The sequence below is a fragment of the Thioclava sp. DLFJ4-1 genome, assembly GCF_002020145.1.
Lineage (GTDB): Bacteria > Pseudomonadota > Alphaproteobacteria > Rhodobacterales > Rhodobacteraceae > Thioclava > Thioclava sediminum.
The window spans coordinates 332,686-348,731 of the sequence record NZ_MPZT01000002.1; the positions used below are offsets into that span (position 1 = coordinate 332,686).

The 16,046-nt window shown below is 62.2% G+C and carries 13 protein-coding genes; 7 read left to right on the plus strand and 6 right to left on the minus strand.

Annotated elements, in window-relative coordinates:
* Positions 1-162: 162 nt before the first annotated feature.
* Entirely contained in the window at positions 163-1,113 is a 951-nt protein-coding gene (locus BMI85_RS21080; protein WP_143595017.1) for a hypothetical protein, read from the minus strand.
* Between the two features lie 410 nt (positions 1,114-1,523).
* Here BMI85_RS21080 and BMI85_RS06700 point away from each other — a divergent pair, with 410 nt between their 5' ends.
* From BMI85_RS06700 to BMI85_RS21090, 3 genes are read left to right on the plus strand one after another with little or no spacing between them, the layout of a single operon-like run.
* On the plus strand, positions 1,524-2,084 hold the full coding sequence (locus tag BMI85_RS06700; protein WP_210402322.1) for a hypothetical protein: 561 nt from the start codon (positions 1,524-1,526) through the stop codon (positions 2,082-2,084).
* Positions 2,059-2,427 (plus strand): helix-turn-helix transcriptional regulator, encoded by a 369-nt coding sequence (locus tag BMI85_RS21085; RefSeq protein WP_210402323.1) that lies wholly within the window; start codon positions 2,059-2,061, stop codon positions 2,425-2,427. The genes BMI85_RS06700 and BMI85_RS21085 overlap by 26 nt, the downstream gene beginning before the upstream one ends.
* A complete protein-coding gene (locus BMI85_RS21090; RefSeq protein WP_143595019.1) occupies positions 2,424-2,918 on the plus strand; it encodes a hypothetical protein in 495 nt (164 codons plus the stop codon). The genes BMI85_RS21085 and BMI85_RS21090 overlap by 4 nt, the downstream gene beginning before the upstream one ends.
* A 290-nt stretch (positions 2,919-3,208) precedes the next feature.
* On the opposite strand, the gene BMI85_RS06705 is transcribed toward BMI85_RS21090, so the two are convergent.
* A complete protein-coding gene (locus tag BMI85_RS06705; protein ID WP_246832503.1) occupies positions 3,209-3,625 on the minus strand; it encodes a hypothetical protein in 417 nt (138 codons plus the stop codon).
* Between the two features lie 56 nt (positions 3,626-3,681).
* On the opposite strand from BMI85_RS06705, the gene BMI85_RS06710 reads away from it, so the two are divergent.
* The 4 genes from BMI85_RS06710 to BMI85_RS06725 all read left to right on the plus strand — a co-directional run bounded on the left by BMI85_RS06710 (position 3,682) and on the right by BMI85_RS06725 (position 11,562).
* Positions 3,682-4,686: a hypothetical protein gene (locus BMI85_RS06710; protein ID WP_078600373.1), complete on the plus strand. Its 1,005-nt coding sequence runs from the start codon at positions 3,682-3,684 to the stop codon at positions 4,684-4,686.
* 88 nt (positions 4,687-4,774) lie between these two features.
* The gene (locus BMI85_RS06715; protein WP_078600375.1) at positions 4,775-6,058 is read left to right on the plus strand and encodes an O-acetylhomoserine aminocarboxypropyltransferase/cysteine synthase family protein; all 1,284 of its coding nucleotides are present in this window, start codon (positions 4,775-4,777) and stop codon (positions 6,056-6,058) included.
* A gap of 220 nt (positions 6,059-6,278) precedes the next feature.
* The gene (locus BMI85_RS06720; RefSeq protein WP_078600377.1) at positions 6,279-9,548 is read left to right on the plus strand and encodes a hypothetical protein; all 3,270 of its coding nucleotides are present in this window, start codon (positions 6,279-6,281) and stop codon (positions 9,546-9,548) included.
* 121 nt (positions 9,549-9,669) lie between these two features.
* Positions 9,670-11,562 carry a monovalent cation:proton antiporter-2 (CPA2) family protein gene (locus BMI85_RS06725; protein WP_078520520.1) on the plus strand — a complete coding sequence of 631 codons (1,893 nt, stop codon included), beginning with the start codon at positions 9,670-9,672 and terminating at the stop codon, positions 11,560-11,562.
* A 78-nt stretch (positions 11,563-11,640) separates the two neighbouring features.
* On the opposite strand, the gene BMI85_RS06730 is transcribed toward BMI85_RS06725, so the two are convergent.
* The 4 genes from BMI85_RS06730 to BMI85_RS06745 all read right to left on the minus strand — a co-directional run bounded on the left by BMI85_RS06730 (position 11,641) and on the right by BMI85_RS06745 (position 16,045).
* Positions 11,641-12,150: a CarD family transcriptional regulator gene (locus BMI85_RS06730; RefSeq protein ID WP_075774088.1), complete on the minus strand. Its 510-nt coding sequence runs from the start codon at positions 12,148-12,150 to the stop codon at positions 11,641-11,643.
* Positions 12,151-12,470: 320 nt separating this feature from the next.
* Positions 12,471-12,809 carry a ferredoxin FdxA gene (gene fdxA, locus BMI85_RS06735; protein ID WP_078520521.1) on the minus strand — a complete coding sequence of 113 codons (339 nt, stop codon included), beginning with the start codon at positions 12,807-12,809 and terminating at the stop codon, positions 12,471-12,473.
* A 101-nt stretch (positions 12,810-12,910) separates the two neighbouring features.
* Positions 12,911-13,201, minus strand: a complete 291-nt coding sequence (locus BMI85_RS06740) for an RNA-binding S4 domain-containing protein (protein ID WP_078600379.1) — start codon at positions 13,199-13,201, stop codon at positions 12,911-12,913.
* 9 nt (positions 13,202-13,210) lie between these two features.
* Positions 13,211-16,045, minus strand: a complete 2,835-nt coding sequence (locus BMI85_RS06745; protein WP_078600381.1) for a helicase-related protein — start codon at positions 16,043-16,045, stop codon at positions 13,211-13,213.
* Between the last annotated feature and the right edge of the window lies 1 nt (position 16,046).

The following is a 16,046-nucleotide window of genomic DNA, read 5'->3' on the forward strand; positions in this document are numbered from 1 at the left end:
AATGGCCGCAGTCCCTCGAAGCGAGTCGAGCGCCGGAAGCTGGCGGGGATCAAGTGGTAATGGTGACTTCCATCAATTTGAATCCAACCGACATAACTACAAATACTATTCGAGCGCCTTTACCCTATCAGCCAACTGCAAGAACGACGTGACATCACGGGGCTATGTTGAATCGCATAGTCTTTGAGACGATACGTCCAACAACGTATTAGCGAGTGAAATAACTAGCTCCAAATCCGATGATATCATGTTAGCATCTAAAACTAGCTTTTCACCTACTGCCTGCGAGCTGCTAGTTGCCGCCTTGTATTTTTCATCGATCACCCCACGCCTATGCACTATTAAATTTCGCTTAGCGTTGAGGTTATATATTTGCGGGTTCTTCAAGCCTTGATCCATCGCCCCATCATCAAAAATACGCGAAATAACTGATCTAATTTTCGGCAAGCTGTCCAAATTTACTTGAGATACAAAGTAATCACCGATACTTTTAGACATATCAAAGTCAAGATTACTCAACCCATCTAGCAGTGCTCCGCCAGAAAAATGATTTTTAAACTCCTTACTTTCAGCCAAGCGCATTACCAAATGAGGCCTTTCATTCAGAGTCAATCTTATAACGTCCGAGGCCAAAACCTCAAAAGCTGTCCATACCATAATGCAGAGTTGCCTCAAAAGCTCTGAAATCCCCGACTCATAATCCTTATCTTCTGCAGCACTAAGAAGCTCCTTCACTATTAATCCGCTAAAATCGTTCCTTTTCTCAGGCTCTAGCCACTCTTGAGAGAGTCGCGCGATCGCTGAGATCTCGGCTTCTCGTACAAGTTCGTCAGTAAGATCACCTCCTAGCTCGACTTTATTCAGGCTACGAATCTTTTCGGCAGCAAAAAGAGACGTAAAACGTTGGCGCCATACTGAGGCTCGAGCCAAAGTGAATGGGATATGAGCCAAATTCAGCACGCCAGTGATGTTTTCCTCAAAAGCGAGTTTCGAAAATTCAAGACGAGGATCGCATCCTATATCCTTAAGTACCCCAATAACTTTCTCACTCTCTAGAAGAATCAAAACGCTAGAATTACCTTTGCGACTTGAAATCCCGCAGGGCTCTTTCATCTCTCTCCCCTCAAGGGCATCGCGACACTCTTCCAGTCCGCATTCCTTCAATACTTCTTTGGCTTCACTATGAAATTCAAGGTCGACGTGAAAGGTTTACTGGGGGCTGGACCACAGGCGCGACCGAAGGCGTCGGCGAATTGGTCCCTTGCAGCCAATCCACTGTTTCAACAGTGCGCCGCAAGCAATTGTTCCGTCGCAGGATGAGGGCGCCCCTCGTCGCCTAGCGGACTCATCTCCCCTCTGAGAGAGAGCGACCGCTACCGCACTCCGGAAGCGAGGCGGGTATGGCTGTAAGGGCTGACCGGCCTCAAGCGGCTTAGACGGCCGTCTCGGGCACCCCAAGTTGCACAATGATCGCGACACGGCCACGAGCCTCCTGAGCGCAGTAAGCATTGCCCGAACCACCAATGCAAGCTAAATTCGATCCTTGTTCACCTTGCATTAACCCTCAGTTGATATATATGGCAACACTGATAGACTTGGTTGAGTCGGGAACCTTAGACAAGATCGATCCACTGGAACCCGGCGAGCTAACGTGGAGGACACTTTATGCGACCATGGATTTCCTCACATGGCTTGAGGAGGGACTACCCGGTCTCAACCACAATGAGTTGTACTCCAACCTTACGCCGGAAGAACAGGTTTTCTCGGCGTTCGCTGAGTATGTCTCAGGAGAGGAGCTTTCTACAGATCGACGCTTCAAGAAACTAAGCTGGACTCCCGATCATCGCATCTGGGAGTTTAAGACCGACGAAGTTCGTGTGTTCGGATGGGTGCCTCAGAAGAATGCATTCATTTGCTGCTTTGGCGACAGCGCAGATCGTATAAAAGCCACGAACAGCTACGGTCGTTACATGGCGCAGACCACCTACGTCCGGGACAATATCGACCTTGACGAACCTAAGTACATTGATAGTGGGAATTATGCAGATGTCTTATCGAATGCGACTGGACCCAAAATCCCGTAAGGCAGCACGCTTTATTTCGAGCCTTCAAAATAAAATACAGAAAGCATTGATTTCTTCTGGCAAGAGCCAACAGGAAGTCGCAACCATTCTTGGCGTAGATCGCTCCGTAGTGAATCGACGCCTGAAAGGGAGCGCCAATCTGACAGCACGGTCAATTGCAGAGTTCGCTTATGCCCTCGACAAAGATGTCACTATAGAATTTGTTGATAAAGAAAAACCTCACAACGCGAACTGGGTTTCAGCGAATGAGACGTTGGTAACGGTACAGTCTGAGCCTCGAAGTGGAGCAAAAGGCACAATTGACCCTAAGGCCAAATATCAACTTGAGAGCATCGCATCGTGAACACCGAGCCCTACGGAACGACTATCTTTTGCGACGATATTCGCAATGAAGTGAACGGGAAGCTCACGCTGATCGGTTGTTATTCTGGTGACATGAATTTTACCAATCCAGGCCCTGCCACTCTGCCCACTTTTTCCGCCCTCGTTAACATTAGGATCCCGAAGACGACTATTTTCAGGTCCCTCAAGCTTCACGTCATTAAAGAAGAAGGCGATCAAAAACAGGACATTCTGACCGCTGATCTGGATCCGGATGAAGAAGATCTTAGAAGGATAATTTCAGAAGCAGAAAAGCAAGATAAAGACGGCACGATGATTTCACTGACATTGCCATGTCGCTGGTCGCCGCTACCGATATCAGAATCGGGCTTCATAAAAGTTCGAGCGTATCTTGATGGAGAAAAAGAAATTCGACTTGGTGCTCTAAAAGTCAATTTTCCCAAAGCCGATCAAGACATAGATCAAGGCAGCGAAAGCTCAGCGGGAACATAAAATCTGGCGATCACCCGTTGCGATTGTGGAAGTTGGCTCTGTGAAGCTGGGCGCCTTCGAGAACAACTGGGCGGACCTATGAGTATCATCTGTTCCTAAGCGATGAAGACCTACCTCAGAACAAAGGTGTCCCGCAAAGAGATTATGCGGGACACCTTTGACAGAAAAATAACGCTGAAAAGCCCACAATCCGATTCCAGGGTCACCCACCACTTCCCCCTCTCAGGAACTGGTGATACGCGGCTCCCACGGGGGCCGCTGCGTTGAATAACGCGTATTCGCTGCGTCGTTTACTGCAGCACCGCCTTGCGGTTGAACCGCGCCTCTTCCGAACTGCCGTCGTCATAGATCAGCTTCACCCGCACCTCGGAGACCGAGCCCTGCGACTGGCTGACATAGACATTATCACCCGAGATCGCGTTGGGCTGGGCTGTGCCTTCGTGGCATTTCTCCATCTTGAACGACTTGGTCGGCGGCGCGCCATTGAAGCCATAGCGAATCTCGCTCAGCCCGCAGCGCCACGCCAGAAGATGGGTGAAATAGACCAGATCCTTCCCGCCATATTCACGGATCGCGACCCAGGAATCGCGGGTCATACCGAGAATCGGGCGCACTTCGGCGGCGGTGGTGAAATTCTGCGCGCTCGCCGGGCCGCTCAACACGAGGCCACACAGCGCCAACGCAGTTAACTTGCTTATCCGTATCACCTTTTACCCCTGAACTTTCTCGCTATACTGCACCAAACCCTCCGACAGGCGGCAGTATGGCGGCGACCCCCCGGACTTCACAACCCTATAACATCTTCTGTGTTGCACAGGCGGGACGGCTGGAATTCGAGGCAATTCTTTTCGCGCTGAGCTTTCGCGCGGCCAATCCGGAGTTCAAAGGGCGCCTTCTGATAGCCGAGCCGCAGCCCGGGCCGCGCTGGTCCGACGAAACGCGGATCTCCGGGCCGGTCCGGGCGCTGCTGGAAGATGCGGGCGCCGAGATCGTGCCCTTCGAGTCGAAGGTTTTCGGCCAATCCTATCCCTATGGCAACAAGATCGAAGCGCTCGCCGCCCTGCCCGAAGGGGAGCCCTTCGTCTTCTTCGACACCGATACGGTCTTCACCGGACCGCTGTCGCAGGTGGGCTTCGATTTCGACCGCCCCTCGGCGTCGATGCGGCGCACCGGCACATGGCCCGAACCGCCGCTGTACGGTCCCGGCTACGCGGGCATCTGGAAATCGCTCTACGACAAGTTCGGGCTCGATGGGTTCGAGGATACGCTCGATCTGAGCCAGCCGGACGAATACTGGCGGCGCTACCTGTATTTCAACGCGGGCTGGTTCTTCGGCGCCGACCCGGTCGAATTCGGCGCGCGCTTCCTGCGCTATGCAAGCGAGATTCGCGACGATGCACCCGATGAGCTGGCCTGCCAGTCGCTCGACCCGTGGCTCGATCAGGTGGCGCTGCCGCTGGTGATCCATAGCTTCGGTGGCGGGCGTCCGGGGCCGGAGCTCGACGGGCTCGACGGCGAGATCACCTGCCATTACCGCGCGCTGCCGCTGATGTATGCGCGCGAAAGCGAGGCCGTGATCGACACGGTCGAAGAGCTGACCGCCCCGAACAAGATCAAGAAGGTGCTGAAGGCCTACGAGCCTGCGAAGAAGCTGATCTATCAGGGCAAGGGCCGCAAACTGCGCGCGATCATCGCCGAAGAAGGAATGCCGCGCCACGAGAAGGCGCTGCGCAACCGGATCAAGCGCGCGAAGCTCTGGATGCGCTGAGCCACGCTCTCATTACCGAAAACGAATGTGTTTGTCGGCCTCCCCCGGTCCCGCTAACGTTTCGGCGAGAGAAGAGGAGCCCCAGACCATGTCCGATTACGCTTTCGACACGCTGCAAATTCACGCCGCCGCCGAGCCCGATCCCGCGACCGGCGCGGTGCAGGTGCCGATTTACCAGACCACATCCTACGCCTTCAAAGACGCCGACCACGCGGCGCGGCTGTTCAACCTCGAAGAAGTGGGCTTCATCTATTCGCGCCTGACCAACCCGACGGTGATGAAACTGGCCGAACGCGTCGCGGCGCTGGAAGGCGCTGCGGGCGGGGTCACCTGTTCCTCGGGTCATGCGGCGCAGATCATGGCGCTCTTCCCGCTGATGGGACCGGGGCTGAACATCGTGGCCTCGACGCGGCTCTATGGCGGCTCGATCACCCAGTTCAGCCACACGATCAAGCGCTTCGGCTGGTCCTGCACCTTCGTCGATTTCGACGATCTCGACGCGCTGGAAGCGGCGGTCGACGAGAACACCCGCGCGATCTTCTGCGAGTCGATCTCGAATCCGGGCGGCTACATCACCGACCTTCCGGCGGTGGCGAAAGTCGCCGACAAGGTCGGCCTGCCGCTGATCGTCGACAACACTCTGGCCACCCCGTACCTGTGCCGCCCGATCGAACATGGCGCGACGCTCGTCGTCCACTCGCTGACGAAATACATGACCGGCAACGGCACCGTCACCGGCGGCTGCGTCGTCGATAGCGGCAAGTTCGACTGGTCGGCGAGCGGAAAGTTCCCCTCGCTGAGCGAACCCGAACCCGCCTATCACGGGCTGAAATTCCACGAGGCGCTGGGGCCCATGGCCTTCACCTTCCACTCGATCGCCGTGGGGCTGCGCGATCTCGGCATGACGATGAACCCGCAAGGCGCGCATTACACGCTGATGGGCATCGAGACGCTGAGCCTGCGGATGGACAAGCACAACGCCAATGCCAAGGCCGTGGCCGAATGGCTCGAGAAGGACCCGCGCATCGACTACGTGACCTATGCCGGGCTGGAGAGCTCGCCGTGGCACGAGCGGATGAAGACCATCTCGCCGAAGGGCGCAGGCGGGCTGTTCACCGTCGCGGTGAAGGGCGGCTACGACGCCTGCGTGAAGCTGGTGAACAATCTCAAGCTGTTCAGCCATGTCGCGAATTTGGGGGATGCGCGCTCGCTGATCATCCACTCCGCTTCGACGACGCACCGCCAGTTGACCGAGGCGCAGCAAATCGCTGCAGGGGCCGCGCCGAACGTGGTGCGCCTCTCCATCGGCATCGAGAATGTCGACGATCTGATCGCCGATCTCGATCAGGCGCTGAGCGCCGCAACCAGCTGATAACAAACATGGCGCGCCGCGATAGCGGCGCGCCATTCAAACCACTTCTCATTGCATTTCGAACATTTCTTCCGGCGCTCGCTGTGGCTGCGCCGTCGAAACAGTGGAAAACCGGCAATTGCCCGCTCCGCCCCGGTCGCGACGCTTTTCAGAAGATCGAATCTCCTTTACGAAGATGTGAAGAGTTGGACCGGACCGCTCCGAGGCGCGCGCAGTACCCATGAAACCCGATTTTGCATTGATCCTCTCGCATGATGGCATCGCTCTGGTGCACCGCGCGAAAGAGGGCTGGACGCTTCTGGGCGAGGCCGCGCTCGAAGGCGATGACCCGATGGCCGAGGTCGCCGCCCTGCGCGACAAGGCGCGGGCGCAGGCACCGCGCGGCTTCACCTCGAAGCTCGTGCTGCCGGATTCGCAGATCCTCTACACCGCGATCTATGCCCCCGGCCCGAGCCCCGCGCAGCGCAAGACCCAGATCGAGACTGCGCTGGAGGGCATGACGCCCTACCCGGTCAGCGAGCTGGTCTATGATTTCGCAGGCCCCGGCCAGACTGTGCAGGTCGCCGTGATCGCGCGCGAGACGCTGAAGGAAGCCGAGAGCTTCGCGCAGGAAAACGGTTTCAACCCGGTCAGCTTCGTCGCCGCCCCCGAGCCCGGCGATTTCCCCGGCGAGCCGCATTTCGGCCTGACCTCCTCGGTCGCGCAGCACATCCCCGAGGGTGCGCATGTCGAACCCGACAAATCCGCGCTGATCGTGGCCGTCGACCTGTCCGAGGAGGCGACCGAGGCGTCGGCGGAAGCCGCGACGCCGGAGGTGACCGCCGCTAAGGCGGACCCCGCCGACACGCAAAGCGACATGGCGGAGCTTGCCGACGATAGCGCGGTCTCGGAAACCGAGCTGGCCGAATTGAGTGCCTTGGACCAACCGTCGGAGGCAGATTCGACGGAAGAGCCCGAGGCCACGCTGCCGGAAGAGCCGGGCGAATTCTCCGATCTGCTCGATACGTCTGAGGCTGAAACGGACGCGCAAGATACGGGTGCGCCCGAAGCCCCGAGCGAAGACACGCCCGACGCGGAAAGCCCGGCCGCCAAGGCAGCCGAAGCGGTCGCGGCTGGCGAGGTCGCCCCCGAGCAAACCGAAGCGACGGAGGCGGTCGAATTCGCCGCGACCGAGCCGAATGATACGGCCATTGATGACGCCGAGGATGGCGTTGAGCCCTCGGACGCATCGCTGACCGCCGCAGGCCTTGCCGCCACCCCTGCCGTGCCCGACGCCGCAGAGCCCGACGCAACGCCCAAGGAAGCGAGCTCCAGCACGGAGGACGAAGGCCACGATACGGCCGAGGATGACGACGACGATCTGCCGAAATCCGATGCGAGCGTAATCGCCGCCGCTTTCGCCTCGCGCCGGGATCACACGACCACCGTGACCGTGAACGAGACGCCCCCCCGGCTCGGCGGAGCCACCCGGCTCCACCCTCAGCCCGATCGCAGCGAGATCGCCTCGGGCAGCGCCAAGATCACGGCGCCGACCCTCGATTTCGACGAGCCTGATCCGCGTTTTGAGCCGAAGGCGGCTCCTAAAACCGGAGCGAAAGAAACCAAAGCCGTGGGCGCCGCCGCACGCAAAGGCATCGGCGGCACGGGCGCGCTCGGCACGAAACCCGCAACCTCGCTGCTGCGCAAGGAGGCGAAGGACGGGCCGGATCCGAACACCGCGACCCCGGCCCCCATCGTCGAGAACGCACAGGACAAGACCGTTTTCGGCGGCACCAAGCGGCCCACGACCGACGGCAAGCCGCGCCATCTCGGGCTGATGCTCACCGGCGCGCTGGTGCTGGTTCTGGCGATCATCGCGCTCTGGACCACGCTGCTCGACGACCCCGCTCCCGTCGACGCACCAACGGGCGCCATCGCCGAAGCACCCGCCCCGGAGACGAATGACGCGCCTGAGCAGACCGCGCTCGCACCGGCCACGCCCGACACGACCGCCGCTCCCGAAGTCGCGGAGCCGGACTCGCAGGGGCCAGCCGACGCTGGGGCAGAAGAGCCTGCCCCCGAGAGCGATCAGGTCGCAGCCCTCGCCCCTGCCGATGAGCAGCCCGCTCCGGCGGCACAAAGCGACGAAGGCTCCACGTCCGCGACCGACGACACCGCGGCGACGCCCGCCGAGACGGACACTGAGACTGCCGCCAATGAGCAGCCTACCGATGCGCAGCCAGCCGACACGGGCATGGCAGACCAGCTCGCAGATATGCATCCGGACACTCCCGACACCGCAGCAGACACGGCCGCCGACACCGCACCTAATCCGCAAGTCGCGGCGGCGGACAGCACGGCGGACACCCAAGCGGACGCCGTTACCAGCGACGCCCCGCAGAGCGACACAACCGAGCCCCCGGCGAGCGACGCGCAAACCGCGACGACCGAGACGCAGCCGTCCGATCTACCGGCCTTCACCGCGACGCCGCTCGATCCGCCAAGCGCCGAGACGCTGACGCCGGACACCCCGCCCGTCACGCCGACGGAAGACGGGGTCGAGATGCCGGGCGGCTTCACGCTGTTCGCGGGCGAGCCCGACGTCACACCCGGGCCTCGCCCCGAGGCGGTCGCGCAGGCCTATGCCGCGACGCAACCGGTCACGCCGGAAGGCACGCTGGGCGCGATCCCGTCGCTATCAGGCTTCCGCCCGGCCAACCGCCCCGCTGATCTCACCGGCGCGGCCCCTGCGCCGGAGCAGACTGATCCCGCAGCGCAGGCCGATCCGAACGATCAAGGCACGCTCGACCCGGCGCTGCAGCCCAATCCCGAACTTCAGACCACGCGCCCGACGGCTCGGCCCGACGCTGTGACCGAGCTCGCCTCGACGCAGGCGCCCGCTTCGGAATCGGCCGCGGTCGCGAACCCCGAACTCGCCGCGCTGCGCCCCGAGCGTCGCCCGACCTCGATCCAGGACGCGGTCGCCGCAGCGGTGCAGGCGCAAGACGACGCCGTCGCCGAGAACACCGATCCATTCGCGGGCGCGACCGCATTGGCCGTGGCGCGCTCCGCTCCCCCGCCGACCAAACCGCGTAACTTCTCGCGCTCGGTCGAGAACGCACTGGCCGCCGCGATTGCCGCCGAACCTGCCCCATCGGTCGCCGCAGCCGCCGCCCGCGCCCCGGTCGCAACACCGGTACCCGATCCGAGGCCCGCCGATCTCGACGAGCCCGAGCCCACCGCGGCGCCGCCGCGTCTGCCGACTTCGGCCTCCGTGGCCCGGCAGGCGACCGAGGAGAACGTGATCAACCTGCGCAAGATCAACCTGATCGGGCTTTATGGCTCCTCCTCGAACCGGCGCGCACTGGTGCGGCTCTCGAATGGGCGCTTCGTGAAAGTGGGGGTGGGTGACCGGCTGGATGGCGGGCGCGTGACGCAGATCGGCTCCAACGCGCTGACCTACAAGAAAGGGTCGCGCAACCTGACGCTGAAGCTGCTGCAAGGCGGCTAACCGCGCCCGGCGCAACCATTCTTTCCCCTGCGCCCTTGCGCACCGCCCGCGCCGGACTACGCTGGGGAATAGCCGCGTCGCGCGCCTCCCCCGCGCGCCCGCCCAAGGATGCAAGCCGCCAATGGAAAGCTTTCTCTTCCAAGCCACGTTCTACCTGCTCGCGATGGTCATCGCGGTGCCGCTAGCCACGCGTGCGGGCCTCGGCTCGGTGCTGGGCTATCTGATCGCGGGCATCCTGATCGGCCCCGCCACGGGACTCTCCGGCGCGGAAATGACCGACCTCCAGCACTTCGCGGAATTCGGTGTGGTGATGATGCTGTTTCTGATCGGGCTGGAACTGGAGCCGCGCGCACTTTGGGCGATGCGCGACAAGCTGATCGGCCTTGGCGGGTTGCAGGTGCTGGTCACCATGGTGCTGGTGACGGCGATCGTCATGGCGATGGGCGAGGATTTCCGCGTCTCGCTGGCGATCGGGATGACGCTGTCGCTGTCCTCAACCGCAATCGTGCTGCAGACGCTCAACGAGAAGCGGCTGATGCAGACGGCGGGCGGGCGGTCCTCGTTTGCGGTGCTGCTGACGCAGGATATCGCGGTGATCCCGATGCTGGCGCTGATGCCGCTTCTGGCGCTGCCCGGCGCGCGCGCGGTGGCCAAGGCGGGGCATGGCGATCACGTCGTGGCTCGCCTTATCGACTCGCTGCCCGCCTGGGGTGTCACCGTGATCACGCTGGCAGCCGTCGCCCTCACCGTCTTGATGGGGCACTACCTCGTGCGCCCGCTCTTCCGCTTCGTGCAAGGCGCCCGGCTGCGCGAGGTGAATACCGCGATGGCCCTGCTGATCGTGGTGGGCATTGCGAGCCTGATGAACCTCGTGGGCCTCTCGCCCGCGCTCGGCACCTTCCTCGCCGGGGTCGTTCTGGCCGATAGCGAGTTCAAGCACGAGATGGAATCCGACATCGAGCCCTTCAAAGGGCTTCTGATGGGGCTGTTCTTCATCACCGTGGGCGCGGGCATCAATTTCGACGTCATCACCGCGCAGCCCGCCAATATCTTCGCGCTGGTCTTCCTGCTTGTCGCGCTGAAATCGGCGGTGCTCTATGGCCTCTCGGTGCTGTTCAAGATCCGCGGGCCGGATCGCTCGCTGTTCACCCTGAGCCTCGCACAGGCGGGGGAATTCGGCTTCGTGCTGGTCTCCTTCGCGGTCGGGCAACGGATCCTGCCCAACGCGCTGGCCGAGAAGCTTCTGGTGGTGATCGCGCTGTCGATGCTGATCACGCCCTTGCTGTTCATCCTGCACGAGCAGATCGGGTTGCGGCTGCGTAAGCCCCCCGGCCCGGACCCGGACGCGATCGACGAGCAGCAGCCGATCATCATCGCGGGGGTGGGCCGCTTCGGTCAGGTGGTGAACCGTCTGGTGACGATGTCTGGGATGCGCACGACGGTTCTGGACGCCGACCTCAAGACGATCCAGCTGATGCGGACCTTCGGCTTCAAGGGCTATTTCGGCGACCCGACGCGGCCCGATCTGCTTGCCGCGGCCGGGATCAATCAGGCGCGTGTGCTGGTGGTGGCGCTGGACGGGCGCGAGAACACCACGAAACTGGTTGCCTATGCGCGCCGGATCCGGCCCGATCTGCATATCGTCGCCCGCGCTCGCGACCGGACGCATGTGTTCGACCTGTATCGGGCGGGCGCGAATGACATCGTGCGCGAGATGTTCGACAGCTCGCTGCGCGCCGGGCGCTACGTGCTGGAGAATGCGGGGCTCTCGGCCTTCGAGGCCTCCGAGCTGGAGAAGCTGTTCTTCAAGCTCGACCGGGCCGCGGTACGCGATCTGGCGCAGGTCTGGAAGCCGGGCGTCCCGGTGGAGCAGAACCCCGATTACATCGCGCGCACGAAGGAGCTCAACGCCGAGCTGGAAGCCGCGATGATGGAGCAGTTCCGCCGCCGCGGTGAGCGCGACGAGAGCGACCGCGAGGCACCGGGCAGCGAGAAGACCGGCCCCGAAGCCTGACCCGCCCCCTGCCCTGCGCACATGAAAAAACGCGAGGCTCGCAAGCCTCGCGTTGGAAAAGTTCCGCTAGTGTCGGGATCAGGCGGCGCGGCCGACCAGAACCTCATCGACGGTTTTCGCGGCACGCTCTTCGTCGGTGCCCGAAACGGCAGCGACTTCGCGGGTCAGACGCTCGAGTGCAGCTTCATAGAGCTGACGCTCCGAGTAGGACTGCTCGCGCTGATCGTCGCTGCGGTGCAGGTCGCGCACCACTTCAGCGATCGCGAGCAGGTCGCCCGAGTTGATCTTCTGTTCGTATTCCTGCGCGCGGCGCGACCACATCGCCCGCTTGACCTTTGCCTTGCCCTTGAGGGTCTCAAGCGCTTTGGTCACCATGTCAGGCGAGGAGAGGCTGCGCATCCCGACTTCTGTCGCCTTGTGCGTCGGCACACGCAGGGTCATCTTGTCCTTCTCGAAGGAGATCACGAAAAGCTCGAGCTTGAGCCCGGCGATTTCCTGTTCTTCAATGGACATGATTTTCCCCACGCCATGCGCCGGGTAGACGACGAAATCATTGGGGCGGAATTCGGTCTTCTTGGTCTTGGTCATGCGGTTCGTTTCCTTGCAGCCGGTCACGAACCCCGGTATCCAGCGAGCATACGACGCCCACGGGGCTGAATAGCTCCGCGTTCGTCAGTCAGTCACGAGATCTCTTTTGCGGGCGAGCAGGCGACGCAAAAGGTGGGGTCGAACTCATTTTGTAACAGTAATATAGCAAAAAACGCGTGCATTTCAAAGCGCGTTACTGTCGCGCATGTGTAATATCACACGATTTCAGTGGGTTATGCGGCGCATTTTGACACTTTGCCGCAGCGTAAACCGCCCCAATTCGCTCAGAATCGGGCAAATTGGTCAGAATCACCGACCCGTCAGTCGCCTTCGCCGGGCGCCTCGGAGAAATACTTCTCCAGCTTGCCACTCTCGCCGTCGTGCTTCTCGGCATCCGGCATCGGATCTTTCTTCTGGGTGATCACCGGCCAGAGTTCGGAATATTTCCGGTTGAGTTCGACCCAGGATTCCATTCCCGGCTCGGTATCCGGACGGATCGCATCGGCGGGGCATTCCGGCTCGCAGACGCCGCAGTCGATGCATTCGTCGGGATGGATCACCAACGTGTTCTCCCCCTCGTAGAAGCAATCCACCGGGCAGACCTCGACGCAGTCGGTATATTTGCAGTTGATGCAGTTATCGATGACGACGTAGGTCATTGGTGAAACCCCGATTGAACAGCTTCCTGACCCGTCCTAGCGGGGGATGCCCCCTCTTTCAAGAGAGAGCCCGAGCTTTTCGCTGCGGCATTGCGCACAGCTTAGCCTTCCGGTTCGAGCAATGCATAAAGCGTCTGCGCCTCGACCGCCGGACCGCGCCGCGTGCCGCAGTCCAGCACCCGCAAAACGCAGATCCGCGCGTCCTGCCCTTTGCCAAGTCTGAGCGTCAGCACATCGCCCGGCCCGATCGCTCGGCCGGGCTTGTCGATGCGCTGACCGTTGACGCGCGCCTTGCCACCCTGCACCAGCTCCTGCGCGAGGCCGCGGGTCTTACAGAACCGCGCCTGCCAGAGCCATTTGTCGATGCGGATGCGCTCGGGCGCGTCAGCCATGGCAGGTCGTTACTTCTTGTCCTTGAGGGCAGCCAGAACCGCGAAGGGGTTGTCCGGATCGACCGGCTTGTCCTTCTTCGGCGGACGGGCTTCGAAGTTGCGCGCGCCTTGCGGCTTGCCACCCTTCTTGCCCTTGTGACCGTCGCGTTTGCCATGCGGCTTGCCGCCGCCACCCTTGCGCTCGCCACGTTCGCCACCGGGCTTGCCGCCCTGCCCCTGCTCGCGGCGCGGCGGACGGTTGCCACGCGGGCGCGGCGCCCAGGTGAAGGTGTAGAACACCTCGACCTCGTCGCTGGTCACGTCACCGGCTGCCACCATGTCGCCGCCGGCCTCGGCCGCAGCCTCCGCCTCGGGATGGGTCTCGGCAGGCTGCTCGCCGCCGCCAGCCTCGGCTTTCGCCTCATCGGCCTGCTCGGTCTTGAGCGCCTCGGCACCGGCTTGCTCTTCGGCCTTCTCGAGATCGGCGGCTTTCACCTTCGCGCGCTCGCCCTTCTCGGCCTTGTAGCCCATGCCACCCATCAGATCGGCGAACTGGTCCAGCGTCATGCCGGTGATCGAGAGCATGTCCGGATTGGCTTCGAACCCGCCACGGCTGTCCTGCGTGCGCAGCAGATCGGCGAGACGTTCGAGCATGTCGATGCGGATCGCCCGCGCGCCCGAGGGGCGGTAGCCCGACAGGCGGTAGGTCTCGGCATCGAACGCGTCGATATTCGGGATCGTCACGAGGCCCGGAGGCGGGCTTTCGGGGAATTCATCCGCGCCCGACCACAGCGAGGCCAGCACCAGCCGCAGCCGCGTCGGCGCGGGCTTGAGAAGCGCGGGCATGAAGATCGTGTACTGACCGAAGCGCACGCCGTGCTTGCGCAGGCTGCCGCGCGCGTCCTGATCGAGATCCTTCACCTCGGCGGCGACCTGCTCGCGCGGGATGATACCCAGCGATTCCACCATGCGGAACGCGAAGCCGCGGGCGAGACCCGTCAGCTCTTCGTCGCGGCTCATCGCCAGAAGCGGCTCGAACAGGGCTGCGACCTTGCGGTCGATGAAATGCTGCAGACGGCGCGTAACCTTCTCAGCCACATCCGCGCCCGCCTCGTCATCGACGAAAGCCTGCACGGTCGGCTTCAGCAGATCGGGCCCCTTCACCAGCTTGCCGACAGCGGTATCGCCCCACATCAGGCCGCCCTGCTCGGTGAAATCCATCTCCGTATCGGGGGCGTTGTAGAAACGGTCCGCGCGCAGGCTGAACTCGGGCGCAAGCGCCTCGTAGGCCGCGCGGGCAAGCATCTTCGCCTCGTCGGGCGAGCCGGTCTCGTCCTGCTTGAACCGGAATCCTTCCAAACGGCCCGCGAATTCGCCTTCAACCGTCACTTCGCCCTTGTCGTTCACCTCGGCCACGAGGGTCTCCTTCTGCTTGAGCCGGCGCATCAACACAGAGGTGCGCCGGTCCACAAATCTTTGCGTCAGCGCGCCATGCAGCGCGTCCGACAGGCGGTCTTCTACAGCGCGGGTCGCCTCGCGCCAATGGCTTTCATCATCGACCCACCCTTTGCGTTGCGCAACATAGGTCCATGTGCGGATGAAGGCGAGACGACGCGAGAGCGTGTCGATATCGCCGCCCGTCCTGTCGATACGCTCGATCTGACGTGCAAGCCAGTCCGAGGGCACGCCCTTGCCCGATTGCAGGAACTCGAAGATGCGCGCCAGAAGCGTTGCATGTTCGGCCTCGGAAATCGAACGAAAATCGGGGATTCGGCAGACATCCCAGAGGAGTTGCACATCCTTTGGGCTGGTGATGCGGTCGCGGATCGCCGGATCGTCAGCCAGCACCTTGAGCGCGCGCGCATCGTCGGCCTCGCGCCCCTTGGTGAGCCATTCGCCCTCTGGCCGCGCGTCGAGCGACTGGATCAGCCGGTCCACGGTGCCGAATTCGAGCCGCGCGTTACGCCATTGCAGCCGTTGCAGCGGCGCGAAACGGTGGTTCTCGACAGCTTCGATCACCTCGGGCTGCAGCGGGCGCGCCTCGCCCGTCACGCCGAACGTGCCGTCAGTGGTGTGACGACCTGCGCGGCCCGCGATCTGCGCCAGCTCATGCGGGAAAAGCGGACGCATCCGCCGCCCATCGAATTTCGAGGTGGCCGAGAACGCGACATGGTCGATATCGAGGTTGAGCCCCATGCCGATCGCATCGGTGGCGACAAGATAATCCACGTCGCCATTTTGATACATCTCGACCTGCGCATTGCGGGTGCGCGGGCTAAGCGCGCCCATCACCACCGCGCAGCCGCCCTTCTGGCGGCGGATCAGCTCCGCGATCGCATAGGTATTCTCGACCGAGAACCCGACGATGGCCGAGCGCGGCTTCATCCGGGAGATTTTCTTCGAGCCGGAATAGGTCAGTTCGGAAAACCGCTCGCGCTTGGTGAATTGCACCTTCGGCACCAGTGCGGCAATCGCGCCGCGCATCGTCTCCGAGCCGAGGAACAGCGTCTCGTGCAGCCCGCGCGCATGCAGAAGCCGATCGGTGAAGACATGACCGCGCTCGGGGTCGCCACACAGCTGGATCTCGTCGATGGCAAGGAAATCCGCACCTATCCCCGTCGGCATCGCCTCGACCGTGCAGACCCAGTATTGCGTGCGTTCGGGCACGATGCGCTCTTCGCCAGTGACCAGCGCCACGACCGAAGGCCCACGCTGCGCGACGATCCGGTCATAGACCTCGCGCGCCAAGAGCCGCAGCGGCAGCCCGATGACGCCGGTCCGATGCGCCAGCATCCTCTCGATTGCGTAATGGGTTTTGCCGGTATTGGTCGGCCCCAGAACGGCCGTGATCCGCCCGCCTTGCATC

Bases quoted from the DNA above. Each gene is read 5' to 3' on its own strand.
- BMI85_RS21080 (WP_143595017.1), bottom strand. From the start codon at position 1,113: ATGAAAGAGCCCTGCGGGATTTCAAGTCGCAAAGGTAATTCTAGCGTT.
- BMI85_RS06700 (WP_210402322.1), top strand. From the start codon at position 1,524: ATGCAAGCTAAATTCGATCCTTGTTCACCTTGCATTAACCCTCAGTTG.
- BMI85_RS21085 (WP_210402323.1), top strand. From the start codon at position 2,059: ATGCGACTGGACCCAAAATCCCGTAAGGCAGCACGCTTTATTTCGAGC.
- BMI85_RS06710 (WP_078600373.1), top strand. From the start codon at position 3,682: ATGGCGGCGACCCCCCGGACTTCACAACCCTATAACATCTTCTGTGTT.
- BMI85_RS06715 (WP_078600375.1), top strand. From the start codon at position 4,775: ATGTCCGATTACGCTTTCGACACGCTGCAAATTCACGCCGCCGCCGAG.
- BMI85_RS06720 (WP_078600377.1), top strand. From the start codon at position 6,279: ATGAAACCCGATTTTGCATTGATCCTCTCGCATGATGGCATCGCTCTG.
- BMI85_RS06725 (WP_078520520.1), top strand. From the start codon at position 9,670: ATGGAAAGCTTTCTCTTCCAAGCCACGTTCTACCTGCTCGCGATGGTC.
- BMI85_RS06730 (WP_075774088.1), bottom strand. From the start codon at position 12,150: ATGACCAAGACCAAGAAGACCGAATTCCGCCCCAATGATTTCGTCGTC.
- fdxA (WP_078520521.1), bottom strand. From the start codon at position 12,809: ATGACCTACGTCGTCATCGATAACTGCATCAACTGCAAATATACCGAC.
- BMI85_RS06740 (WP_078600379.1), bottom strand. From the start codon at position 13,201: ATGGCTGACGCGCCCGAGCGCATCCGCATCGACAAATGGCTCTGGCAG.
- BMI85_RS06745 (WP_078600381.1), bottom strand. From the start codon at position 16,045: ATGCAAGGCGGGCGGATCACGGCCGTTCTGGGGCCGACCAATACCGGC.